Origin of the sequence: Streptomyces sp. CBMA156, assembly GCF_014596515.1 — a bacterium.
Classification (GTDB): domain Bacteria; phylum Actinomycetota; class Actinomycetes; order Streptomycetales; family Streptomycetaceae; genus Kitasatospora.
Genome location: NZ_MSJQ01000149.1, coordinates 1 through 26510, shown reverse-complemented (window position 1 = coordinate 26510; position 26510 = coordinate 1). Strand labels below are relative to the sequence as shown.

Sequence of the window (26510 nt, the reverse complement as noted above, 5' to 3'; positions counted from 1 at the left end):
GTGGCCCTGCTGCCGGCCGGGCCGAGCCTGGACCCGGCGGCGCTGGGTGACGGCACGGGGGCCACGCCCTCGGCCGCCGGCACCCCCGCGGCCACCCCGGCGGCGGCTCAGGGGCCGTCGTCGTGCAGCTGAACCAGGGCCCGCCGCAGGGCCGTTGAGCCGATCAGATGTCTCCGCCGGGCGGCCCGCCCGGCGAGCGAAGGGAAGGGAGCAGAGCATGGCCACACCGGGCATGTTGACCAAGGAAGACGAGGCGATCAGGCAGGTCCTCGCCAGCCTGGAGCAGCAGATCGAGAGCATGGTGACCGCCGGCCGCACGGTCGAGCGGATCAAGGAGGAGCTGGCCGGCGGCTACATCTCCGGCGCCAGCACCGTGTTCCAGCAGCGGGTCGACGACTGGATGACGCGCTACCAGCAGGTCATCGGGGCCTTCGAGCGCTTCGTCCAGTCGACCCAGGGGGCCAACCAGATCCTCACCGCGGCCGAGGACGAGGCGCGCGCCCACGCCGCCGACGGCATCTACTACGGCCTGCAGGGCGACTGACGCCCCGTCACGAACAAAAGGATCAGGTACCCATGGACTTCGGCAACATCCACCTCCACCACGAGACGGTCGAGCAGTCCGCGAACGAACTGCGTGCGGCAGGCTCCATGATGCAGACCAACCTGAAGGAGCTCCTCAGCAAGTTGAGCGCCGTGATCGACAACGGGCACTTCCAGGGTGTCGCCGCCACGGCGTTCCACGAGTTCTCCGCGGCCGTGTCGGCGAACGACCAGCAGATGGAGCAGGACATCACGGCGGCGGCGGCCACGCTCGACCGGATGCACGAGACGATGAAGGAGTCCGACGCGCAGGCCGGCAAGCAGTTCGCCTGACGAGGACGGAGGCCCACGCATGAGCGGTGACACCACCAACATCACGGTCGCCTACCTGGAGGGCCGGCTCGCGGACCTGCGGAGCTTCGAGCAGGACGTGAACGACCAGAAGGTGGCCTGGCTGAAGGCGCCGGCGGCGCTGAAGGCGGGCCAGGACTCGTTCCCGTCCGCCAAGGCGCTGAAGCAGGCCTACGTCGAGTACGCGAAGAGCGTGGGGGACGGCATCGAGGCCGTCCGCAAGACGATCGACGACATCGTCAACGACCTGCTGAAGGCGGGGAGGACGCTCCACGAGGGGGACGGCGAAGCCCTCTCGGAGGCCCAGATGCTGGAGATCCTCCACGACGTGCTCGGCGGCGTCGCCCCGAAGAGCACTCTTCCCTGACACCGGGAGCCCGCCGCCGGCTCCGGAGGGCCACACGCCCCTCCGGAGCCGGCGGCACACCGCTGCCCGAGAACCGTTCCACCCTGCCCGGAGGATGACCATGGCCGACCAAACGCCCTACACCTGGGAGCAGATGCTGAAGGTGTTCGCCGGGACGGACCACAGCGATGTCGTGAAGCGGACCGACGTGACCGGCGCCGACTGGATCCAGGCCTACTACCTGATCACGGACACCAAGAGCAACAACGACAAGCGCAAGGTCCAGAACGGCATCGGCAAGGGCGACGCCGGATACGACATGTGGGCCGAGTGGGTGTACCTGGTCGAAGGCGGCGGCTCCTACAGCACGATCCTGGGCGTGACCTGCAACTGGCCGTTCTGGGACGGCAAGGAGGGCGACGCGACGGCGACCCTGTTCACCCGGTTCAAGTCCAACCCGGGGGACATCCTCGGCCCGTCGATCTGGGGGAACTGCACCGGCAACGAGGTGACGGCGCCCCCGACGCTGTGGGACGCCTCGCGGATCGTCGGCGAGGTCGACACCTTCTTCGTGGAGCAGCGGAAGAAGGTGAACACCTGGTTCAACGACGTGGGCGGTTCGGACAGCGAGTTCCAGGGGACGGCGGCCGGCCGTTTCAAGGAGGTCCTGTACGGCCTGGAGAACGAGTTCATGGCCATGCACTTCGGGCTCAGCGGCGACCTCGGCGCGTACAAGGGGAAGGCCGGGGACCCGCCCGCGGCCAACCCCATCGTCACCAAGCTGAAGGAGGCCGGGGACGCCCTGAGGGCCCAGCAGGCGCACATGTACACCTCGGGCTACGAGGCGTGGAGGGGGAACTCCACTCTGGAGAGCACCGGACCGAACAGCGACAAGGGCGAGCACTGGCAGTACACCGACGGCTCCGCCGGCGGCAGCTTCTCCTCGCCGTACACCTGCGTGCACTTCGCGTTCACCGAGCTGGTCAAGAACTTCACCGCGGTCCTCACCCTCACCACGATCAGCTACGACGACGGGAGCCTCTCCGCCGACGCCACGGTCTCGGGCAACGGCGTCACCCTGGCGACCACCAAGGACGGCGTCAACAAGGAGTCCCTGGGCGCCTTCGTCAAGCAGCTGGACGCCAAGGCGAAGGAGAAGTGGAACGCCTGGGTGGTGGAGAAGCTCGACGGGGCCGCGACCACCGCGGGGAGGTCCCTGGCCGACGCCTACGACGCCGCGAGCAGGCTCCTGCTGCCGATCAGGCCGGTGACGCTCGACCTGCCCAAGGACAAGGTCGAGGCCCCCGACGGCAAGGGCGGTGACGGGAACGGGCCGAAGACCGACGTCGGCAACCCGGACATCGGCGGTGGCGCCGGCGGTGACGGGGGCGGCACCGGTGGGGGTGGCACCGGCGGGATCGGCGGCACCGGCGGTGGTACGGGCGGCATCGGCGGGATCGGCGGCGGTACGGGCGGCGGTTCGGGCGGCGGCAGCGGAGGCAAGGGCGGGACGACCGGGGGCATCGGCGGGATCGGTGGCATCGGCACCGGTGGCGGCGGCGGCACCGGCATGGTTCCGCTGCTGGACAAGGACGGCAAGCCGCTGCTCGACAAGGACGGCAAGCCGCAGATGGTCCCGCCCGGGACCCGCGTCAACGACAAGGGCCAGCTGGTCGACAAGGACGGCAAGCCCCTGCTCGACAAGGACGGCAAGCCCCGGCAGGTGCCGGCGGGCACCGTGGTGGGACAGCCCGGCACGGGCTCCGGCGGCTCCACCACCGGGTCGGGCGGCACGGGTTCGAGCTCCAGCACGCCGTTCAAGGTGCCGCCGGGCTCGAAGCGGAACGACGACGGAACGGTCACCACTCCGGACGGCACGCTGCTGAAGGACCGCAACGGCAACCCGGTGGTGCTCGGCAAGGACCGGACCATCGGCGAGGACGGCACCGTCCGGGACGCGAACGGGCGGCCGGTCTCGCAGTTCGAGCAACTGCTCACCGACGAGGAGTACGCGCTCTCCAAGGGCGCCGGAGACATCCGCACCGGCAGCGGGGGCGGCAGCTGGTCCGGTAACTGGTCCGGGCTGCCGGGTTCGATCGGCGGCAGCGGCGTCTCCTTCGGCTCGGGCGGTTCGGGCGGTTCCGGCGCCGGCACGGGCTCCGGCAGGACCGGGTCCGGCCTGTTCGGCGAGCCCGTGGGCGGCGGGGGAGCCGGCCCGAAGACCGTCGGCGGGATCGCCTCAGGCCCGCCCGGGCTGGGTGTCGGCGGCCGCCTGGCGTCGGCCATGGGCGTCAAGCCGACGGCCGTGCTGGCCGCCGAGGAGGCCGCGAGCCGTGCCATGGCGGCCGGCCGGACCGTGGCCGGCGCCGCCGCCGAGGAGGCCCAGCTGATGGGCCGGGGCATGTCCACGACCGGCGGCATGGGCGCACCGATGGTCCCCCCGATGGGGGCCGGTGGCGGCGCGCCCGGCCAGGGCGACAAGGAGCGGCAGCGCACCACCTGGCTGGCCGAGGACGAGGAGGTCTGGGGCACCGACTCGGACGCCGTGACGGGCGTCATCGGCCGCTGACGGATCGGCCGGCCGGTCCGACCGACCGGCCGGCCCGGGGCGGCCGGACCGATCCGGCCCGGCGTCGAACCGCGGGCCGCGCCCCGTCCGTAGAGAGAACCGTACGACCCCACGAGCCGGCGCGTTCCGGGCCCGATCCCCCGGGCCGGGGACGCGCCAACGGGACACCGGGAAAGAGACGGGAGGCGCGGACGGATGAGTTTCTCGTACGCCGAGCAGATCGAGCAGGCCATGGCCGCTCTGGCGGAGCAGCAGGTCAAGATGGCCGAGGCGGCGAAGGAGTTGCAGGCGGCCACCGCCTCGGCGACCACCAAGGACCGGATGGTCACCGCGACGGTCGGCGCACAGGGCCAGGTGGTGTCCCTGGTCTTCCACACCACCGCGTACCGGTCGATGGCGCCGGCCCAGCTCGGGACGGTGCTCGCCGACGTGCTGAACACCGCCCGGGCCGACCTCGGCGAGCGGATGACCGAGCGGATGGGGGCGTTCAGCGGGCTGGGCGAGACCCTCAGGGCCTCGATGACCGGCGGCACCGAACTGGACGAACTCTTCGCGCCGCTGCGGGACATGCGCCCCGGGTTCGCCGAGGACGCGGCGGCGGAGGAGCGGCGCAGGCGCGACCGGCAGGAGGAGTTCCGTGGCTGAGCAGCTGAACGCCTCCGCGGATCTCCAGAACAAGTTCAAGAGGTTCGCGCGGGTGTCGGAGATCCTCGACGACATCGGCCGGCGGACCGACGAGATCAACACCTTCAACAAGGAGTCGGCCGGTCACGACGAGATCGGCAAGACCTACCACGACAACGTGGACGGCGCGACCGCCGACCTGTTCAGGCTGTTCAGGCAGGTGAGCACCGAGGTGGAGAAGCTCGGCCTCAAGGGCCAGCGGACCTCCGTGATCCTGCAGAACGCGGAGGACGACGCCAAGGGCCAGGTCTGACCGGCCCGACCGCGCCTCCCCGCCCCGCCTTCCGTCCCCCTCACCGTCCCCACCGGCTCCCGCCCGCGGCCGTGCGCCGCCCGAGCTCCCCGAACGCCAGGAGTGCGCCCCGTGTCGATCATGCTGCCGCCGGGCTTGGCGAAGTTCTTCAGCATCGTGACCGGCATGAAGTGGCCTGAGGCCGACGAGGACCGGCTGCGCACGGCCGGGGACGACTACCTGGCCATCGCCGCGGAGATTCCGGAACTCCGGGAACAGCTCAGGCGGTTGCTGAGCACCGTCCACGAGAACGACGAGTTCGCGGGTGAGGCGGCCGACCGGTTCTACGAGCGGATGCTGCCGCTCATCGGCGGAACCGGTGGCACCGACTACGTGACCGCGGCCGGCGTGATGGCCAAACAGCTCGGTGACTTCGCGCACAAGGTGGCCAACCAGGTCGAGTACGCCAAGTGGATGATCATCGCGCAGCTCATCCAGCTGGTGGCCCAGATCGCCTGGGCGATCGCCATGTCGCCGATCACCTTCGGCGGCTCGCTCGCGGGGATCTTCGTCGCCTACGAGACCGCCGGTGCGGTGATCAAGCAGGTCTTCATCTGGCTGTTCAAACAGCTCCTGCTGCACGAGTTCCTCTCCATCACCACCGCCATGCTGATGGACGGGATCATCCAGGGCATCCAGATCGGCAAGGGCCACAAGGACCAGTGGGAGAAGGAGTCCTTCATCCAGGCCGTCGAGATGGGCGCGATCAACGGCCTGCTCACCGGTCCGCTGGAACTGCTCACCTTCGGTCTCGGCAAGGCCTTCGGGCGGATCTTCGGGCGCGGCCTCAGCAAGGACCTCCAGGCCGACCTCAAGGCGCTGGCCGGCTCCGAGTTCAAGAACCTGGCGCAGAACGAGCTGAAGCACCTCCCGACCGGCACGCTCCGGGAAGCCCTCAGCCTGATGCGGAAGGAGGGCACCCTCACGCTCAAGGAGGCCATCGCGCAGGCCAAGGCGAACGTCGCCAAGGACCTCGCGAAGAACACCGCCAAGGGCGTCGGGAAGAACACCGCCAGGGAAGTCGCGGGGAACGCCGGGAAGAAGGTCCAGAACAACGCCCTCAAGGACCTCGCGGACAAGGTCGGGGAGAAGGTCGGCAAGCAAGCCGGCAAGGAGGCCGGCGAGCAGGGCATCGAGAACGTCGCCCAGCACCTCAGCAAGGTCGAGAAGCTCACCCAGACGATGGGGGAGACCTTCGAGCGGGAGCTCGTCAAGCTGGGCGTCGACGCTGAACTCTCCAACGCGGCAGGGCGGTTGATCGCCTCGCGGGTCGCCAGTGAAGGCGCCCGCTACGCGATCGACCTCGGGGCCGTCAACAAGCTGGTGTCGACGCTGGTCGCGGCCGGCGGAAAGATGGAGTCGGGCACGCTCCGGGCCGAACTACAGGGCGTCACCCGGCAGATCGGCCACCTGCAGAACGAGCTGAGGCAGCTCGGCGGCAGCGCGCTGTCCGGCGCGGAGCACAACCTGAAGTTCCTCCAGGCGGAGCAGCAGCACCTCAGGGACACCGTCAAGGCCACCCAGGACCTCGCGGGGCGCGCGGTGAGCCTGATGGACGGCCTGCACCCGCAGACCGCGGGGCAGTTCCTGTACAAGTTCGGCGAGGGCATCGGCAACTACCTCAAGGGCGGCGTCCAGAACGTCGTCAGCGAGGGCGCGTACAACCTGACCTTCGGCGAGCAGCACGAGTTCACCGTCAGCGCCGAGAGCTTCTACGGCGGCGTCGCGATGGGCGCGCTCGGTCACCTCGGGCACATCGCCGGCGGCCCGCTGCGGCTGCGGCTGGAGGACGTGCACCTCCCCAACTACGCGCGCTTCCCGCTGGCCGTGGTGTCCACCCTGATGGGCCACCCGACCTCCCTGTGGACCTCCCGCCCGGAGGGGGCGGGGGCGGCGGGCGGCGCCGGGCTGCACGGGACCGGCCCGCTGGACGGCCTGCGGCCTGAGCACCTGAGGACGGACTCCGACGGCTCCTCGGCGTCGTCCGGGGACAAGCCGTCGGGGGACAAGGCGTCCGGGGACAAGTCGGCGAGGCCCCCGGCGGGCACCCCGAGGACGACCGGTGGGGACAGGGCGACGGAGACGTCGCCGGGCGGGTCCAAGTCCTCCTCCGGCAACGAGCGGCCGGAGGCGCCGAGGCCCACCGACACGACCGGGGGCCCGAAGGAGGCGCCGAAGGAGACCCCGGAGCAGGCGCCGAAGCGCGAACAGGAGCGGACGTCCGAGCGGACGGCGGAGCAGACCTCGGAAGGGCCGGCCTCGTCGGTGAGGGCCCCCAGGACGGAGTCGTCGGTCCCCGTGCCGACGGCCGAGGAACGGCGGACGCCGCAGCAGCCGGCCGGCGACGGGAACCGGAACGGCGACCGGCAGCAGAACCACGAGCCGAAGCCCGACGTGCAGCCGAAGCCTGACGTGCAGCCGAAGCCCGACGTGCAGCCGAAGCCCGGCGTACAGCCGCAGCCCGATCCGGAGCCGACCGCGCACCGGGACCAGCCCGAGCCGGTCGTCCACGAGCGGCTGGACTACCTCCTCACGGGCGACGCCGGCGACGTCCCGTGGACCCGCGGCAACTTCCTGCCCGAGGGGGAGAACCGGCAGCCAGGATGGGTCGCGGGCACGCCGGGCGACCACCTCCCCGACGTGCTCTCGCTGCTGCCCGTCGACCCCACGCGCTACACCGTCGTGATCCACACCGACGGCAACGGCGAACCGATGCCGGCCAAGGACCTCGCCGCCGTGATCCTCGGCCTGGAGAGCCTCGGGCACCTGTCCGGCGGCCGTCGCACGATCGAGTTCGTCTCCTGCAACCTCGACAGCGCGAACCCCGGCTACGTCCGGCAGGTGATGGCCGAGGTCTGGTCGAACCCGAAGTCCGCCGACCTGAGGGCGGTGGCGGCGAACGGCCCGGTCTGGGTGGCCCCCGGGTTCAACGAGTCGCACACCATGAGGACGGGCCCCGGCACCGGTCACGTGATCGTCGCGGACAAGGTCGGCTTCGACGCGCAGGGCCGCCCGACGGTCGTCGGCGGCGGTGAGTGGCACGAGTACGCCAAGTCGCCCGAGGGCGGCGAGCCGACCGTCACCAGGTCCACCTCGCAGACGCCGGCCGAGTACCTCTCCGGCGGCGAGTACCACCGTCCGATGGAGGGCGCCGAGCGTTTCGGCACCGACTCCGAACCGGACGCCTACCACTACACCGACGCCCCCGAGCACATCCGCGCCGAGGCGGACGGCGCGCGGGCGGAGCAGTGGCGCAGTACCCAGCGGGACCTCCAGGACCGGTACGAGGCCAAGCTCTCCGAGGCGGCCGAGGAACTGCGGGCGGACCCGGACGGCAGCGGCCACCGGCGCGAGGACGAGGCCGAGCGGCTCCTCGACGAAGCCCTCGACGCCCCGGGCCGGTTCCCCGAAGGGGCGCCGGCGAACCTGCGCGGGGCGGTCCACGAGCGGGCCCGGGCGATGATGTACGAGGAGCTGGCCGCCCGGCCCGGCGAGCGCGAGCGGATCCTCGGCGACCTCGACGGCCTGGTGCGGGTCGCCTCCGTCCGCGAGGCGGCCGTCCGGGTGGCGGTGCAGCACTTCGACCGGGCGGCGGCCGCCTGGAACGCCCCGCGGATCACCGACGGCGCCACCGGGACCGCCCACACCCCCGACCGCACCCCCGCCGCCGTCGTGGACCTCGTCCGGCAGGACTTCACGGCGCGCGCGGAGGCGGAGGCCGCCCGGATCTACGCCGACGCGGACAGCCTCACCATCGAGGCCAACACCCGGGCGGGGGAGTCCCTTCAGCGGCTCACCGAGCACGCGCGCGACGAACTCGTCCTGGCCACCGACCGCGCGAACGCGGCGGCCCTCGCCCAGGACCGGGTCGAGCGGGCCGCCGCCGACTGGTACGACCGGCTCTCCCCGGCCGACCGGGAACTGCTCGACGCGGCCGGGGTGACCGAACGTCCCGACCTGTCGTCGAGCAGCACGCAGGCGATCCGGGACCGGCTGCGCGACCGCATCGCCACCGACGTCGAGCGGGCGGCCGGCCCGCTCGACGAGGCGACCGGGAAGCGCCGGGACCGCGACGAGGCCGTGGAGCTGTTCACCCGGTCACTGGCCGGACACGAGCAGGCGCTGCCGCACGAGTTCGCCGTCCAGGCGGTCCGCGAGGCGGCGATCCGCCGGGCCGTCGCGGAGACGGAGAAGGCGGCCGACTCCTGGGCCGAGGACGCCGCGCGCAAGGAGTCCGCCGAGAAGTTCGGCGCCGGCGAGTCCGACGTGCTGCGGGCCAAGGACACGGTGCTCCGTGAACTCGCCGGGGAGCTGGACCGGGCCGCCGCCGAGCGCGTCGGCGAGCCGGCCGCGCTCCGCAGCGCCCTCGACCGGCTCACCGACCCCGCCACCCTGCACGACCGGCTCACCCACCAGGCCGCCCGCCTCGCCGTCCGCCGGCAGGCCACCGCGGAGGCCCAGGCGGTCGCCCGTGAGCACGGCCTGTCCACGCACGCCTCCGACCGCCTGACGGAAGGCCACGGCGACCGGATCGCCCGTGCCTTCGACGAGTCCTTCCGCTCGCACGAGGACCTCGCCGGCCGCCAGGAGCACTGGCAGGAGAGCCACCGCGAACTCACCGGGGAACTGGCCGAGCACGCCGCCTTCGAGAAGGCGGCGGCTCCCGCCCTGCGCGAGGCCGCCAGGGGCTTCGACGGGCTCGCGGCGCGCCACACCCTCAACGAGGCCCTGACCGACCACCTCAAGCGCGAGTACGGCGACGACTTCGTCGCCCGCTACCGCGAACTGTGGACGCTCGCCCACTTCGACGAGGCCGGCTGGTCCGCCCACCAACGCGGCCACGAGGACGCCTTCGGCAGGCACCCGGACGTCACGGAGGCGCCGGTCAGGACCACCGGCGGCGACCACGGCCCTGCCGAAGGACAGATGATCGTCCGGGCCCGGGACACCGCCGACCAGCCGGGCGGGGACGACCTGGCGACGGCCCTCGGCCCGGCGTCCGGCGCCCCGGCCTCCCTCCACGAGCGCCCGCCGGTCACCACCGAGGTCCGCCCCGGCGTGCACTGGCTGGCCGACCGGGGGGCGGACCCGCGCGCCACCGAGGAGGCGCTCGCCCACTTCCCGTCCGACCCGTCGCACTTCACCCTGGTCTTCCACGGCACCGGATCCGACGGCGCACCGCGTCTCGACGGGAAGCCCGTCACACCGCACGAGTTGGCCAGGACCGCGCTCGACCTGCACGACCGGGGCGTGTGGGACGGCCGTCCGCTGCGCCTGGCCGGCTGCGACGCCGGGCGCGGCGGTGCGGACTCGTACGCGGCCCGTTTCGTCGCCGCCCTGCGCGAGCAGCGGCCGGCGCTGAAGGTCGAGGTGGACGCCCCGGGCGGCACCCTGTGGTCGGTGCGCGACCACGCCGCCGGCGACGGCTCGCGCCGGCTGATCGTCACCCGCGAGGTCGGCTTCGACAGCAGCGGACTGCCACGCGTCGAGGCGGGCGGCCACTGGGTCCGGCTCGCCACCCCGGACGAGCACGCCCCGGTGGTGGCCACCGAGCTGCCGGCCCACCTGGACGGCGAGTCCGCGCCGCTGGTCGCCACGCCCGAGCACCCGATCGTCGCGCCGGACCCGCAGGCGCACGAGTTCGGCGCGGGGCGCAGGCAGCTGTACAACGCGCCGGAGTACGAGACCGTCGCGAGGAACTTCGAACAGTCCGTCGGCCTGCTCGCCTACCGGAACGAACGGGCGGTGCAGGCGGCCCGGGGGAGCGCGTACCGGCTGTACGAGGTGCTGAAGGCGGCCCACGGTGATCCGACCGGGGAGCGGGTCTACCGGGTCTTCCTGAGCGGGGAGCTGACCTCGGCCGGCCAGGTCGGCGAACAACTCACCCAGGAGGGGTTCCACGAGCTGCTGGCGACGGGCAACCTCCGCGAGCTGATGACGGCCTTCTTCAACGCCGCCTACGCCCACGACGCCGTGCAGGCGCCCGGCTCGTTCGGCCTCAAGCGGCTGCTGACCGGTCTGGCCGACCACGAGAGTCCGGTCGTCCGGTTGCGCGAACTGGGCCTGGACACCGCCCGGGTGCCGCAGCAGCTGGACTACCTCAACAGCGTGACCCGGAAGGTCTCGCACAAGCTGACCGGCGGGCTCGGCTACTTCGACAAGGACTACTTCGCCACCGGCGCGGTCGCGCACCAGGCCCCGCTGGCGCTCCACCGGGAGTACCGGGCCAGCTCCGACGCCCGCACGCCGCGGACCGGGACGGATCAGCCGAAGCCGGACGAGAAGCTCATCAACGTCCGGATGCCGCTGAGCGTCCGGGAGCTGGACTTCCAGCGCACCGACTCCTCCCGCGCCCTCCACTGGGAACCCGGCAACGTCAGGCAGCAGGTCAACACGGCCTCCACCTGGTACGGCGAGACCCGGAACACCAAGGGGATGCAGCTCAGCACCGGCGTCTCGGCGACCACGGCGAAGATGCTCGGCGCGTTCCGCGCGCTCAAGGTCCCGGACGTCTCCGCCCAGGACATGCTGCTCGCCCTGGTCGGCTGGATGCTGCCGCTCGGCGACCACTCGCTCTACGAGATCCTCAAGGGTGCCGAACTCGCCGGAGAGCTCCCGCCGGTGCCGTCGCACCTGCTGACCGAGGCCGCCGCGATGTACCGCCACGTTCCTGGCCTGTCGGAGGGCACCCTGCGCCGGGAGCTCGGCATGCTCCCGCACGAGGCGGTGTACCACGCCCTGGTGAGCCGCTCGCGCCGCAACGGCGGCTTCGAGGAGGCGGGCCTGGAATCCGTGCGCCGGGTGTGGCAGCGGATGGTCGAGCCGGGCCGGGAGCCGTACCCGTACGAGCGGGAGTGGCTGGCCGACAACGGGCTGACGCGGGCCACGCTCGCCGAGCGGCTGAGCCTGGCCCACGTCGAGGCGTTCAACATCTACACCGGGACGGCGTACCCGCTGATCAACGTGCTGCTGAAGTACGACGGCGGACCGTGGCTGCACACCGCCCTGGGCCGGCAGATCGACGCGCTGCTGGCCGGACCGGTGTCGGCGGTGCCCTCGATGCTGCTGAACCACCCGGAACTCGGCGGGCTCATCGCCAGCCCCGAGCCGCGGTACCGGACGCCCGAGCACTCCGCGGAGATCTCCCGGATGGCCAGGGAACTGCTTCCCGAGATCGAGAAGGAACTGCGGATCCACGCCGAGATGATCATCGAGGCGCTGGACCGGCTGCCGGCGGTGACCGGCGTCGTCTACCGGGGCGACTGGGCGCTGGGCCGCCTGGACGGGCCGGAGAGCGTGTTCACGGCAGGCAAGGCCGGGGACGTGCTGAGCAGTTCGGGGCTGCTCAGCACCAGCCGGCTGCCCAAGGCGGCCGAGAAGTTCCTGCCGCCCGACGTCAAGCTGGACCGGTTCGGACTGGCCCACCGGGTCCTGGCCCGGATCCGTCTGGGAGGTGAGAGCGGTGTCGACATCACGCCCTTCTCCCGGTACCGGGACGGGGAACGGGAGATCCTGATCAGGCCCGGTGCGGTCCTCACCGCCACGGGCAGCGGCACCGGCAGCACGGCCGTCGGACCGCACGAGCGGATCGACTACGTGGAGACCGGATCCGTGCGGCCGTTCGAGTGGCGGAACGACGTGGCCGAGTGGCCGCAGAGGCTCCACGAGCAGCTCAGGTCCCAGGTGGCGCTGCTGGCCAACACGTCCGAGGTGCGGTTCCACCAGGACCTCTGGCCGCTCGCCAAGGCCGCGGGCGCCCACCTCGGGCTGCCGGACGCGCACCGGGCCGACGCGGCCACCCCCGACGCCACCCTGGTCCGCCGGACGACCGAGCACCTGTGGGACTCCGCCCGGATCGCCGCCACCCTGCACGAGGCCGTCGGGCACACCCTCGCCGAGCTCACGGGCGTGTCCCTGGTCGCCACCCTGGCCCGCACCGAGCTGCTGCTGCCGCCGGACCACCGGATCACCCAGGACGACCTGCGGCGGTTCACCGACCAGGTGACCGGCAGGGCCGGGACGGGCGACCACGACCTGCGCCGGCTCCTGGCGGTCGCCCAGGACGTCGAGTACACCGGCCACGCCTCGGCCCTGGCCGACCTGCGAACGGCCTGGGCGGCCGTCGGACGGGCCGCCGCCGAGCCGGTGACCCCGGGCGAACCGGGTGTGTACCTGCTGGGGGACCGGCCCGCGAACCACGAAGCCCTGGCTGCGCTCCTGACGACCTTGCAGTACCGGGACAACTTCCTCACCGTGGTGCTGGACACCGTCGGCGGGCGCCCCGGCCTGCACGGCACCGCCCTCACCCCGGCCGAGGCCGCGCACGCCCTGTTCAAGCTGGTGGAGGACGGCAGCTGGGACGTCCGCAAGCCGCTGCGCCTGCTGGCCACCGACCTGGCGTCGGAGGCCCACCGGTCGTACGCCGACCAGGTGCTGAACCACCTGTGGCGGATGAACCGGAAGATCGTCGCCTACGCGGCGGCGGGGAACGTCTGGATCACCACCTCGCCGTTCGGCACCACGCACCTCGTGGTCGCCGACCGGGTCGGCCTGTCCGCCGGCGGGCAGCCGGTGTACGTCGGCCCCGGGAACTGGGTCTGGCTGGAGCACGGGAGCCGGCCGGAGGAGGTCGGGCCGTACTTCGCGGACGAGTTCACCGAGTTCAACGTGGGCAACGGTGAGGGAACCGCCCTCGTCGGGCCGGCGCCGCACACCATCGGACTCGGCGTCGACACGCTCTCCCCGGGGAGCGCCCACCCCGGTGCGGACCCGGCCGGGGCCCAGCCGCCGCACGAGGCGGAGCAGGATTCCGCAGGGCAGATCATCGAGCTGGACGACCTGGTGGACGGCGGCGGGGGCTCCGGCCACGGACCGCAGCCGGGTGACGGGAGCGCCGCGGGGGGTCAGCAGAACCAGGCACCCGCCCCGCCGGTGCCGCAGACCCTGCCGCCGGTGCCCGGTCCGCCCGTGCACCGGCTGGCGGGCCCCGACTGGGTCCAGCAGGGCCGGCCGCTCACGGACGGCGCGGGAGGGTTCCACGGCTGGGTGCTGGACGGCAGCGTGCTGCCGGAGTTCGGGTACATCGAGGGATCGGCCCGAACGTACGAGATCGTGGTCCACACGGACGCGGACGGCTATCCGACGGTCGGCGGACACCGGGTCACCGCCGAGGAGATGGCCGGTCTGATCGTCTCGCTCAGGCAGCAGAGGTACTGGAACGGCAGGGACGAGATCGAGTTCGCCGCCTGCCGGCTCGGTGGGACGGAGAACGGCGCCTACCTGGCCGCGCTCCAGGTGCACCTCTACATGAGGAACGTGAGCGTCACCATCCGGGCACCCAGGGAGGACGTCTGGTTCGCGCCGTTCCCCGCCCGGCACGCCGACGATCCCGCGCATCCCGGCGGCGGCCGGACCTTCGTCTCCTCGGCCTCGGTCGGCTTCGACTCGCACGGCTTCCCGGTGATCGCCGAGGGCGGCACCTGGGAGGTCGTCGAGCCCTTCACGGGCCAGGGCGCCAACGTGCAGATGGCGACCGCGACCATGGAGGTCCCGGCCGGCTACTCGGAGGTCCACGCCGACCAGGTCAGCACGGAACTGCCCCCGGAGCTGCGGTTCACCGAGCGGGCCCCCGCTCCGCCGCCGCTCGACACCGACCTGCGGCCCGGGCACGGCGGCGACGGGAACGGCGGTGACGGGAACGGCGAACAGCCCCCGGTGAACCCGTACGCGGACCTCTTCGGCACGGACCAGCTCGCCGGTGAGGCCGATCAGTCGGTGCTGCCGTTCGGCGACCTCTCGGACCTCTTCTCGATGGACCTGTCGACCGTCATGGGGGACATGAACCTCGGGCCGGTGCCGGCCGAGGACACCCTCATCGACCTGACGGCCCAGGGACTGGAGGGAAGCCTGGCCACCGGGACGCCGAACGCCGGGGACGTCTTCACCCTCCTCGACCTCCTCGACGGCACCCCGGGCAACTTCGACCGCCTGGTGATCCGCTACGCGGAACGGAACAACGGCCAGGACCTCGTGCGGGTGCTGCACGACGCGGCGCAGCAAGGGCTCCTGGGTGAAGGGGCCGCGGCCCGGGTGCTCAGCCGGTTCGGCCGGCCGGACGTCGCCCCGCCCGCGCACCTCGCCGACGTGTTCCTGCACCCGGACGAGCTGGCGGCGTCCGGCCGCCTCCGGACGTCCCTGATCAACGGCGAGGAGTCCGAGCAGGTGCTCGCGGCGATCCAGCCGCTGCGGGAGGACCTCAGGACCCTGTGGCGGGCCCTCGACTTCTACGACCGCGGGGGCGAGCGCTCGCTCCTGGAGGAGCTCCGGACGCGGTTCCCCGAAGCGACCGAGCTGCACGCCTACGTCAGGAACGGCGAGCTGTGGGAGCACCCGGTCGTCGACGAGGCGGGCGCGATGGACCTCTTCCACCAGCTGGGCCGACTGCACTACGAGGCGGCGGACGGGCAGAGCCACCGGATCCCCTTCGACTTCCCCGACAACGGCTGCTTCGACCGGGCGCACCTGATGGCCGTGCGGCTCACCGAGCTCGGCATCACCAACCAGAAGGTCTTCGTCCGCTACCAGACGGCCACGGGCGGGGCGGGTCTGGAGGTCACCTCGGCGAACGCTGCCGCGCCGCTCTCGGGGACCGGGCCGCGGCGGGTCCGGTGGGGGTTCCACGTCGCCGTGACCGTCGACGTCCTCCTCAGCGGGGCCGACAGCCCGGTGCCGATGGTGATCGACCCCTCGATGGCCGACCGGCCGCTGCTGGTGGACCACTGGATGGCCCTGATGGGCGTGGGCGTCGGGACCTCGACCCACCTCGGATCCCGATACGCGGACGTGGTCGACCACTTGGCCCGGCTCCACGGAGACCCCGCGGTCACGACGGACGACCTCGGCTTCCCCAAGGGCGTCGCGAGCCACTACTTCGTCGAGCGCGAGACGTACTTCCTGACCGCCGCGGCCAACGACCGGAGCCAGCCCGGCAACGACGAGCCCGGCGGGCGGAGCCTGCGCAGGTCCGAACGGTTCTTCCGGGAGAGGCAGCTGGCCACCACCGACGACCGCCGCGCCGACGCGGCCGTGCGGGGCCTCGACCGGATCATCGAGGGAACCTACGACAACCACATGTCGGACGAGCGGCAGCGGCCCGAACTCTTCCGGTTGCAGGAAGTGCCGCCGGACGGAGACTGCCTCTACCACGCCGTGAACGCGGTGCTCGCCCCGGAGGGCGCGGACGCGGCCGCACTCCGAAGGCGCGTCGTCGACTGGATGCAGTTGCCCGAGAACTTCGGCATGGTGCGGCAGTTCGCCCGGGAGTTCGGGACGACCGTCGGCCAGCTCGCCCGGACCATCGGCCACACCGGCAACTGGAACACGGCGGCCGGGGACCTCGCGCCGCGGGTGGTCGCCTCCGCGCTCGGGGTGCGGCTGCACATCCACCGGACCGGTCAGCCGGTCCACGTGCTGGAACCGCTGAGCGGCCCGGCGCCCACCCGGGACGTACACCTCCAGCTGGAGACGGACCACTACAGCGCGTGGGTCCCCACCCAGAAGCGGGGCCGTGAGGACGGTGCCGGGGACGGGGACGGCGCCGACGGCGAGGGCCCGCCCGCCCGGAGGCCCAGGGTGGATCCGTCGTCGGAGTCGGAGCCGACGGACACCTCCACGGACACCTCCGCGGACACCGCGATGGAGACGGACGACGCCCCGGCGGCGTCGGACACGGCGATGCAGGAGGACACGTCGACGCGGCCGGCCCCGGCGTCGACCGGGCAGGACGGGCAGGTCGTCGTGGGCCGGCCGCCGGTCGGGCTGGGGGGTGGCGAGATGCCGGTGCCCGGGTCGTTGCACGAGCGGGTGCGGGAGCTGGAGCACCTGTCCTCGGAGGAGCGGCGCCGGCTGGCGGCGGACGAGGCCTTCATGGCGGGCCTGCGCGCCGAGTTGGGGCCGGAGGACTTCGCGCAGGCGGCGGCGAGGCTGCTGGTCGACGTCGATCCCCGGACCCACCAGCCGGTCGCCGCCCGCCGGACGGCCGAGGAGCTGGTGGCGCGGATGCTGGCGAACAAGGAGGTCGCGGACCGGCTGGTGGCGGCGGGCCTGCGGGTCGGGGTGGTGCCGCGGGACGTCCCGATGACGGAGGTCCCCGGCTTCGTGGCGTCCGGGCACGGCACGGGTGACGGGCGTGACTGGTCGGTGGTCCGGGGCTCCAGCGGGGACGGCCTCGTGCTGATCACGGAGGAGAACCTGCTCGGTGCGCGGACGTCGGTGGGGCCGCACCTGGGGTACGCCGAGGGGTACTCCACGTCGGCGCACGAACTGGCCCACGCGATCCACGAGTTCGGGCTGACCGAGGCGCAGAAGGAGCTGATCGGGCAGGCCTACCGGGATCGGAGCGTCTCCGACGCCCTGGCCGAGCTGTTCGGCGAGGAGAGCGTCACGGCGTGGCCGGACGGCGGGCTGCGCGACGGTGCCGGCGACCGGGTCGGGAACTACTCGGCGCGCAACGAGCACGAGTTCTTCGCGCAGTTGGTCACCGCGTACTTCGGGCACAACCACGGCAGTGACCCGGCCACCGGGCTGCCGCGCAACAACGGGGCCGAGTGGGTGCGGGAGAACGTGCCCGAGCTGGTGCCGCTGCTGGAGCGCCTGTTCGGGAACGACCCGCGGACGGAGCATCCGGAGCCGGCCAACCAGGTCAGCCGGACCGAGGCGGAGGAGCAACTGTTCGACGGGTTCCGGGAGTTCATGGATTCCGCGACCCGGACGGACGAGCCGGACGTCGTCCGGCAGGACGAGGAGCAGGTCGAGGAGCAGCAGGAGCACGTCGAGCAGGAGCATGTCGAGGAGCGGCAGGAACAGTTCGAGCAGGAGCAACTGCTCGATGGGTTCCGGGAGTTCATGGATTCTGCGACCCGGACGGACGAGCCGGACGTCGTCCGGCAGAACGAGGAGCAGGTCGAGGAGCAGCAGGTACACGTAGAGCAGGACCACGTCGAGGAGCAGCAGGTACACGTAGAGCAGGAGCACGTCGAGCAGGCGCAGGACCACGTCCAGGAGGCGCAGGAGGAGCCCGGCCACCACGTCCCCATCGACGACGTGATCACGCAGATCCTGAACCCGTCCACCTCCGCCCAGCACCCCGTGACCGAGCCGGTCCCCGTCACGGCGGTCACGACGACCGTCGTCTCGGAGGAGGTGCCGCCACCCGTTCCGACCCCGCCGCCCGTTCCTGCCCCGCCCACCCGTTTCACGGAGCGCGGGCTGGCCGCGTCCGACGTGCTGGTGCACCTGGAGAACCCCCGGACGCAGGACTTCGACACCCTCGTCAGCCGGTTCGCCGATGCGCTGCACGGGGACCAGGAGGCCGCGCGGTCGCTCGCGCAGAGCCTGTTCGGCGGCGAGACGCTGCGTCCGACGGTGTCCGCGCTGTCCCGGGGGGACGTCCGGGAGGTGTACTTCCAGGCCGGCCGGTGGTCCGGGCAGGTCAGGATCACCGCCACGGTCGGGGAGGGCCGGCACCTCAGGCAGCTGTCCGGCTTCGAGTACGAGTACGGCTCGGAGCAGCAGAGCACGGTCGGCATCGTGGCCGACCGGCTCAAGCAGGCGAACGTGGGTCTTCAGTTCAAGGCGAAGTTCGGCAGTTCGGGGGACCTCACCGCGACCCTCGGCTACCAGCACGGCTGGATGCACGGCAGCACCACCGCTGAGGCGAGCCGGACGATGGCCCGCGGCAAGACCACCGAGCCGACCGAGCTCTTCGCGACCCCGTTCGTCCTGAAGGTGGAGTTCCTGGACGCCCGTCACCATGCGGCTCCGGGCACCTGGCGGTCGCCGCAGCCGGTCGAACTCACGCTCACCGGCCACGTCGCCGTCCCGAGCCGGGAGACCGCCGGCGCCCTGCAGCAGGAGCAGAGCCACTTCGCGGTGCCCCTGGAGGTCTCCGGGCACCGCCGGCTGGCCGGCTCGCACATCGTCACCGACGTGTGGCCGCTGGAACCGCCACGGCCCGCTCCCCGGGTGGACGAGCAGGGCGACGTCCAGTTGCAGAACCTGGCCGAGCGGTCGAACGCGTCGGCCATGGAGAAGTTCGTGGCGAACTTCGAGGCCGAGGCGAAGGCCTACTTCGGCGGTCGCTGGGAGGAGCTGCGGAGCAGGATCCTGTCGGAGCTCGACCTCGACACCCTGCACCAGGAGCTCAAGGGGACGATGTCCGGCCAGAAGCTGGTCATCACGGACGAGAGCCTCACCGGGGCGACGGCCGTGATCACCATCGGCGGCGGGTCGGTCACCCGGATGCGGCAGGTCCACACGCTGCCGAGCACCGAGTTCAACATCGCCACCGCCACCGCCCGTTCGCACGTCGAGCAGCGGACGACCAGCAAGGAGTGGCAGGCGTCGGCGGTCGGGAACGGCACGGACAAGAAGGGCGGCGGCGGTGGCGGGGCGGGCATCAGGGGCGGGCGGGACGGCGTCGGGCTCGTCGGCTCCGGCTCGGACCTGGGGAGCGGCACCAAGACCAAGCGGCCGGCGGTGCTGTTCGAGGGGACGGCCGAGCTGACCGTCACCTTCGGCTGGCAGGGCGGTCTCCTCGCCCATCCCGCCGACCGGACCGCCCACGCCGAGCTGGGTTTCCGCACCGTGATCGACCAGGACGAGGCTGTCCCGGTCCCCGAGGCCGATCAGGCCGTGGCCGGGGCGCGGCCGCCGGAGTTCGTCGCCCAGGAGCTTCCCGGCCCGCCGGCCGACCCCGTCCACCCGCTGGACCGGGACGTCCCGGCCCCGTTGGACGAGGTGTGGTCGGGCCTGCCCGACACCACCGTCGTGCGGGACCTGCGTGACGTCGCCCCGCTGCACCGGGAACTCGACCGGGTCGGCGCGCTGCTGCTCGGCGAGAAGGCCTGGCGGCAGGTGCGCGGGGACGTCCTCCAGGCCTACTCGCACGCCGCGGTGAGCGCCCACCTCGTCGGCATGTCCCGCGGCTCCGCGCTGCGCGGCCCCGAGGTCACCGGCGGTCCGCTGCGGGACCTGCACCTCGCCACCACCGTGCGGATGCTGCGGATGACCCACGTGCGGACCCAGCCGGGCGCCGAGCTCAACCCCGTCCGCGAGACCAGCACCTTCGACTCGTCCCGCCACCTGCGCTCCGATACCCTCAACGGCCAGGTCCAGGGCGGCGGCAAGGGGGTGGTGCACACCTGGGACAACGTGCGGAACACCTCGGACAAGCCGTTCGGGGACAGCCTCCAGGGCACCGTCACCGGCTCCGTGGAGTCGCGGGTCCGCGACGGCTGGCGCGGCGGGGAGTCCGGGAAGAGCTTCGCCAACGGCAAGTACGCCAGCCCGCAGGAGCTGTACCGGGTCGAGTTCGAGGTGCTGCTGAGGGCCAACGGCACGGACCGGCGGCCCGTCGTGCTCACCGCGGAGCTGAGCCTGGAACAGGTGCACACCGCGCTGCGCGCGATCGAGGAGCAGGAACGGACCGGCTTCCGGCCGCCGCAGAACCCGGTGGAGGCCGTCCCGCCGCTGCCGCAGACCGTCGCGCACCAGGCCGGCGAGGGGGCCCCGGCGCCGCTGCGGCTCGGCCAGTCCGACGTGGTGCTCAGTCTCGGCCGGGGGGACACCTCGGTGCTGCGGAACGTCCTGGCCACGCTGGAGGGGCACACCGGCAAGCCGGTGCCCGCCGACGTCGAGGCGAGGCTGGCCAGGTCGATCGACGCGGACGGCCTCAAGTCCGAGATGTCCAGGCTCACCCGGGGCGGGCGGATCCGGGTGCCGGTCGAACTCGACGGCTGGAAGGGCACCGTCGTGGTCGGGGGCGAGTTGCAGCGTCCCCGGCCGCGTGAGACGCCGGTCACCGGCTTCGAGTTCGAGTCCGGCAGCCAGCAGCGCACCACCACCGGCACCACCGCGGACTCGCGCACCCGGATCCGGGTCCGCGGCCGGGTGGGGATCTCCCTCCCGTGGGTCGACGCCGCCGTGCAGGCCACCCACACCCGCGACTACGTCAAGGGCATCTCGATCGACCGGACGGGCGGCACCAACAGCCGGGGCAAGAGCGTCGAGGCGGCTCAGTTCACCGACGCGGACGCCGTGTTCACGACCACCTTCGAGCCGGGCAAGCGGTCGGGCGCGATCGCCCCGCCCGATCCCGTCACGGTCCCCGCCGTGGTGGCCGCCCCCCGGCGCACCGCCCCGGACCCGAACGACCCGCGGATGCCGGCGAACCACCGGTTCGGTTCCTCCGACGTGGTCACCGCCGTCCACCTGAACCAGGACCGCAGCGGGACGGTGCACGACCTGGTCCGCGGTCTGGGCGACTCCCCGGTCGACGCCCGCGGCCGCACCGCCGCCGCCTTCCTGGGCAGGGACTGGTCGGGCCTGGCGGAGAAACTGGCCACCAGACTGGACTTCGACCGGCTCCAGATCGACCTCAAGTCGATGATGTCCGGCCACCCGCTCGTGGTGGAGCACGGCAGGAGCAAGGCGCTGGTCACCGCCGAGCTGGTCACGCTGAACCGGACCGGGCAGCTGCCGCAGGTCGAGTTCAACATCGGGACCGGCCACCAGACCTCGCTCACCAGCGCCGACGGCGGCACCAACACCGGCGGCGGCCACGGCACCGCGGTGACCGTCAGCCTCTTCGGCACCGGCAACCCGACGGCGGTCGGCCCCAAGGCGGTGGGCGGCGTCAGCGGCACCGGGGCGAAGGGCGTGGACCGGCTGGAGCACGGCAGCGACTCCTCGGCCGCCGGAACGGCCGTCAAGAGCAAGGTCCCCGGCGTGGCCCACGAGGCCGGGGTGCTGCTGAGGATCCGCTTCGAGCACAGCCCGTTCGTCCGGCTGCACCCGTCGGACGCGATCCGGCCCGACCGGGCGGCGCAGCCCCCGGACGCGAACGGCTCGGTGCTCGGCAGGATCAACCGGAGCCTGAGCCGGTTCGGCGACCGGGTGACCGGGCTGGGCCGCTACGAGCGCAGGGTCGTCGAGGCCACGATCCACGCCGACGTGGTGATGGAGGCCGACCGGGACCAGCCCGTGGTGCCCTCGCGCTACGGTGCCCCGAAGGAGGGGTTCCCGCCGCTGCGCCCGGCCGAGGCGGTCGTCGCGCAGGAGCTGCGGCGGCCACCGGCGTCCCTGTTCACCGAGGGGCCGCGCGAGGCCGGGGTGCTGCGCTGGATCGACGACACGTCCGGCGTGCGGGACCTGCTGACCGTGTTCGGGTCGAGCTTCTTCAAGGGGCGGACCTGGTCCTGGCTGGAGTCCGTGGCCCGGAACACCCACAGCCACGCCCAGCTGTCCGCGCTGTTCGGCTCGGTCTCCCGGGGGCGGGAGGTCCTGCCGTCCCCGGAGCCCGGGGGGCCGGACCGTGACGTCATGGTGCGGGACGGCCGGAGCGTCGGCACCCCGTCCCCCGGCGGGCGCCTGTTCGTCGCCGACGCCGACATCACGGCCAGGATCTCGATCGTCCAGCTGGAGTTCCAGCGGGAGAACACGGCGGCCGCCCTCAGCCCCGCCAACGACTCGGCCGGCGGCGGGCGGCGCACCCGGCTGGACTGGGGCCTGTGGAACGCCCAGGTCCAGGCCGGGGTGAAGGCCGGTCTGGAGGGCGGTACCGACCTCACGGGCACCGTGACCGGTGGGTACGGGCAGCGGTGGCGCGACGGGGCGTCCACGGGCGCCTCCGGCAAGATCGTCGCCGGGGCCAAGTACGCCGACCCGAGCGTGCGGTACACCGGCTACGCGGAGATCGAGGTCACCTTCCGCGACGGGGACCGCACGCTCACCGAGAAGGGCCTGGTGCCGATCGAGATGGAGGTTCCGCGGGACCGGACCGAGGTGGTGACCTCGGACGACAGCCAGCGGGTGCTCTTCACGACCCTGCACCCTGGCGGGGAGCGGATCAGCCGGGGTTCCGTCCCCGACGCCATCGCCAAGGTGCTCGCGACCCCGGTGGAGGGCGCCGGCGGCCGGGTGCACTGGCTCGCCGACCTGGCCGAGCGGAACGCCTCGCCGGACCTGTCGGCGGCGCTGGCCGGCCTCCCGCACGACGACGGGCACTTCACCGTCGTCTTCCACGGCAGGGCGGAGAGCGGCGCCCCGACCTGGCTCGGCGAGGAGGTGACCCCGGAACAGTTCGCGGGCGCGCTGCTCAGGCTCGCCGAGGGCGGCCAGTGGCAGGGCGAGGACCTGCGCTTCCTGTCCTGCAACACCGGGCAGGGCGTGGCGGACTCCTTCGCGGCCAGGACCCTGGGCCTCGTGCACGACCTGGTCACCGCCCGCCGGGCCGAGGCGGACCGCACCGGAGTGCCGCTCAGCCCCAACCTGGCCCGCCTCGCCGACGTGACAGCCGTCGCCGGCGACGGCTCCGTCTTCCTGACCCGCGGAGCGAACCCCCGGGCCGTCGTGGCCCGCAACGTCGGCTACAACGCCGACGGCCTCCCGCTGGTCGAGGGCCCGGGAAACTGGCACCGCCTGCGCGTCGAGGACGGCCGGGTCCACGCCACCGCGCTCGGGCAGGAACTCCTCCACGACGACCAGCAGCCGGTCCCCCTCGCGACCGCGAACGACCCGATCGACCCGGGCCAGGGGCCGGCGGTGCGGCTCATCGGCGAGGAGGCGGTGGCGGAGGGGAACGCGGCGCCGGTCGTCGTGCCGCCGGTCGAGCAGCCCACCTGGAAGCTCCAGCGGGGGCGCGCCCTGGACCTGCTCCAGCCGGAACCGGCGCCGCAGCCGGGGCCGCGGACGGAGGCGGAGGTGGCGGCGGCCGCCGCGATCAGGGCGGAGAACCTGAAGCGGCTGGCCTACGACTACGGGACCGGGACGGACGCCCTCACGGCGCTGACGGACCGGCTGCGCGAGCGCCCCGTCGGCACCGAGGCCACCGTGGCGCTCACCCGGCCGGACGGTGAGGACGTGCTGCTGCTCCTCGGCCGGGACGCGGACGGCTCGCTGAGGCTCGTGGACGGGGGCGACCGGGTCGTCACCGTCCGCACCGACGCGGCGGAGCCGGCCACCCGGATCCTGGAGGTCCCCGGCGAGGCCGACGGCCCGGCCGCGCCCGCCCCCCGGGAGGTGGCCCGGGCCACGTCCGAGACCCATCTGTGGGTGACCATGTCGAACGACCACATGTCGCGGACGGAGCTGACCGGGCTCGGGGCGAACGCCTACACCATCAGGGCGGAGAACTCCGGCGACATGTACCACATGCGCGCCGCCCTGCTCGCCCATCCGGACCGGGCGTTGCTGGTGTGGAACGTCAGCGAGGCGACCAGGAGGCAGGTCGAGGGGATCATCAACCTCCACGACGACCTCTTCACCCAGGGGCGAAGGATCCACTACACCACGGAGACGAGTCTGCCCGCCCACTCCTGGCGGAACGAGACGGCGGCTTCGGAGGACATCGCGACGCGCATGACGAGGAGCATCGCGGGCGACCACTGGAGGTTCGTCGAGCAGATCATGCCGAGGCCGAGGCCCGCGACCGCCGAGCCCCGGCTGGGGTTCCTGGCCGGGCAGCTGGACGGGCTCCAGACCCGCGTCGAAGGCCACCGGGACGAGGCCGGCGACCGCTCACTGCGGGCGGCCCGGATAGCCGAGCTCGCCCGGAGCTACGGGCACTACACCCCGCAGGAGGCCGAGGCCTTCCAGCGGGACCTGGAGCACCCGGCCCTGGGCCGCTTCGAACCGGACCAGGACTACGTGATCGTGACGTACCGGGACAGCGGCCACAGCAACCGCGCCGGCGCCAACGCGCCGGCGCTCGACACCGGGCTGGTGGGGGTCCGCCAGATCATCGACCAGGTCGAGGGCGCGGCGGGCGGACGCTTCAAGGTCGTCGTGATGGGCGAGCAGCCGGAGGGGTGGACCGGGCAGGCCCTGCAGAACTACTGGAACTGGCCGTCGGTCGGGAACCGGCGCAAGGAACTCGCCCTCCTGAGGTACCTCGCGGACAGCTACCGCATCGTCGGTGCGGTCGGCATGCGCAGCGGCGTCATGGACGAACTCGCCTTCGCCGGGATCAAGATCGTCTCGATCGACATCAGCCCGCACCGCGCCGAGGCGGACGGGTTGCCGAACCTCAAGCAGTCCAAGGGATGGACCCGCGGTCTCCGGTTCGAGGAGGCGTACGAGCGGTACTACGGCCGGGCGTTCGTCACCGACCCGAGAGCGCAGGACACCACCTACGCGGAACCGGGCGGCGACCCGGTCCACTTCGACGGACGGTTCAGTGACCGGGACGCCGCCACGGTGCGCGACGCCGTCGAGTTCTACTTCGGCGGCGCCGGGAACTCCGGGACCGTCCGGCACGTCTCCCACCCGCACGAGGCGGGCCGGGTGGACGAGGCGCTGCACCGGCTGGGGGACGTCCAGGACATGACCGGCCTCGACCTGGCCCGGAGGACCCTGCCCTACCTGCGCGAGTTCGAGGGCTTCAAGGCCCAGATCCCCGAGGTGTGGGAGCTGGTGGAACCGAAGCTGATGGAGGCGGAGGACGCGGCGGCCGCGCACGAGTCGCGGGCCGCCGAAGCCTGCGGACGGAACGTGGCCGGGTTCTCGGATCAGAGGCTGGCGGCGCTCGGGGTCACCCAGGCGGCCGACCTCCTGGCGAAGGTCGGGCCCGGTCCGCTCGCGGCGGAGCACCCGATCGGGGAGGTCGCGACGAAGTTCATCGGCGAGATCCGGAAGGCACTCGTCCAGGCGTTCGTCGAGAAGGAGCTGGCAGGCAGGCCGGAGCTGACCGGGAAGGCCCTCAAGGACTTCCGGAAGGAGGTTTCCGACACGGCCCAGGAGAGGGTCGGCGCGCTGACCGCGGAGCAGCTGCGGACCGTCCTCAGGAGCTGCCTGGAGGAGTACGGCGGGTTCCCGTAGGAGAACGGGACGGGCCCCGGCCGGAGGCGTCCGGCCGGGGCCCGTCGGGCGGGGCGGTGGTCAGCCGCCCAGGCCGCGCAGGGTGTGGTAGACCCCGCAGGCCTGGAGGGCCAGCGGGAGCAGGGACAGCGCGCAGAGGGTGTGCAGGATGTCGGCGAGGCGGCCCCAGTAGGGGAGCAGCCGGCGGCCGGGGACGGTCCAGGCGGCGACCAGGAGGGCGACCGCCACCGTCAGCAGGGCGGCCAGCAGGAGCAGCCGGCCGGTGCCGGAGGCGTCGGTGGTGGCACGGGCGAGCAGCACCAGGCCGCCGAGGACACCGGGCAGCAGGACGGCCAGACGCTGGCGGATGCTGCCGACGGCCCGGCCGTGCAGCAGCAGGAGCAGGCTCATCGCGCCCGCCTGCGCCGGGCCCGCCCAGCCGTCGGCGAAGGGCAGCACGGCCAGGCAGACGGCGCAGACGGCGCCGATCGCGGAGTACAGGGCCATCAGGTAGTCGTCGGCGACCAGGGCGCGGGGCAGCACGGCGGCGGCCGGGACCGGCTCGATGTTCTGCTGGAGCTCCTCCGCGTTGCGCGGCAGCATCGGCAGCCGTAGCCCGGACAGCCGGAAGGCCAGCGAGGGCACGAAGGCGCCGACCAGGACGGACACCACCGCGATCACCGCCACCAGCTGGGCGAGCGTCATCCCGGAGAGCACCAGCACCCCGGACCCCACCCCGAGCAGGGCGACCAGCGCCACCCCGAGGAACAGCGGCGCCGCGGCGCCGACCGCCGCCAGGGCCAGCACCGCCGCCCCGGCCCCGGCCGAGGAGGCCGCCAGGATCCGGGCCCCGAGCAGCTCACCGCCGCCCG

7 protein-coding genes and 1 pseudogene are annotated in these 26510 nt (G+C 72.9%); 7 read left to right on the top strand and 1 reads right to left on the bottom strand.

The features are described 5' to 3' along the window. Window positions 1-217: 217 nt before the first annotated feature. The 7 genes from BU198_RS12470 to BU198_RS12440 all read left to right on the top strand — a co-directional run bounded on the left by BU198_RS12470 (window position 218) and on the right by BU198_RS12440 (window position 25659). Complete coding sequence (locus BU198_RS12470) at window positions 218-544, top strand: hypothetical protein (RefSeq protein WP_188296907.1); 327 nt, start codon at window positions 218-220, stop codon at window positions 542-544. Between the two features lie 32 nt (window positions 545-576). Continuing rightward, the gene (locus tag BU198_RS12465; protein WP_188296906.1) at window positions 577-876 is read left to right on the top strand and encodes a WXG100 family type VII secretion target; all 300 of its coding nucleotides are present in this window, start codon (window positions 577-579) and stop codon (window positions 874-876) included. A gap of 19 nt (window positions 877-895) precedes the next feature. Then, on the top strand, window positions 896-1261 hold the full coding sequence (locus BU198_RS12460; protein WP_188296905.1) for a hypothetical protein: 366 nt from the start codon (window positions 896-898) through the stop codon (window positions 1259-1261). A gap of 100 nt (window positions 1262-1361) precedes the next feature. Then, entirely contained in the window at window positions 1362-3809 is a 2448-nt protein-coding gene (locus tag BU198_RS12455) for a hypothetical protein (RefSeq protein ID WP_188296904.1), read from the top strand. A 195-nt stretch (window positions 3810-4004) separates the two neighbouring features. Further along, on the top strand, window positions 4005-4454 hold the full coding sequence (locus tag BU198_RS12450; RefSeq protein WP_188296903.1) for a YbaB/EbfC family nucleoid-associated protein: 450 nt from the start codon (window positions 4005-4007) through the stop codon (window positions 4452-4454). Continuing rightward, the gene (locus BU198_RS12445; protein ID WP_188296902.1) at window positions 4447-4746 is read left to right on the top strand and encodes a hypothetical protein; all 300 of its coding nucleotides are present in this window, start codon (window positions 4447-4449) and stop codon (window positions 4744-4746) included. The genes BU198_RS12450 and BU198_RS12445 overlap by 8 nt, the downstream gene beginning before the upstream one ends. Window positions 4747-4866: 120 nt before the next feature. Beyond that, window positions 4867-25659 carry a protein-glutamine glutaminase family protein gene (locus BU198_RS12440; RefSeq protein WP_223244297.1) on the top strand — a complete coding sequence of 6931 codons (20793 nt, stop codon included), beginning with the start codon at window positions 4867-4869 and terminating at the stop codon, window positions 25657-25659. Window positions 25660-25719: 60 nt separating this feature from the next. Here the strand turns inward: BU198_RS12440 and BU198_RS12435 are convergent. Continuing rightward, window positions 25720-26510 (bottom strand): annotated as a pseudogene (locus BU198_RS12435) (type VII secretion integral membrane protein EccD); the annotation flags it as partial.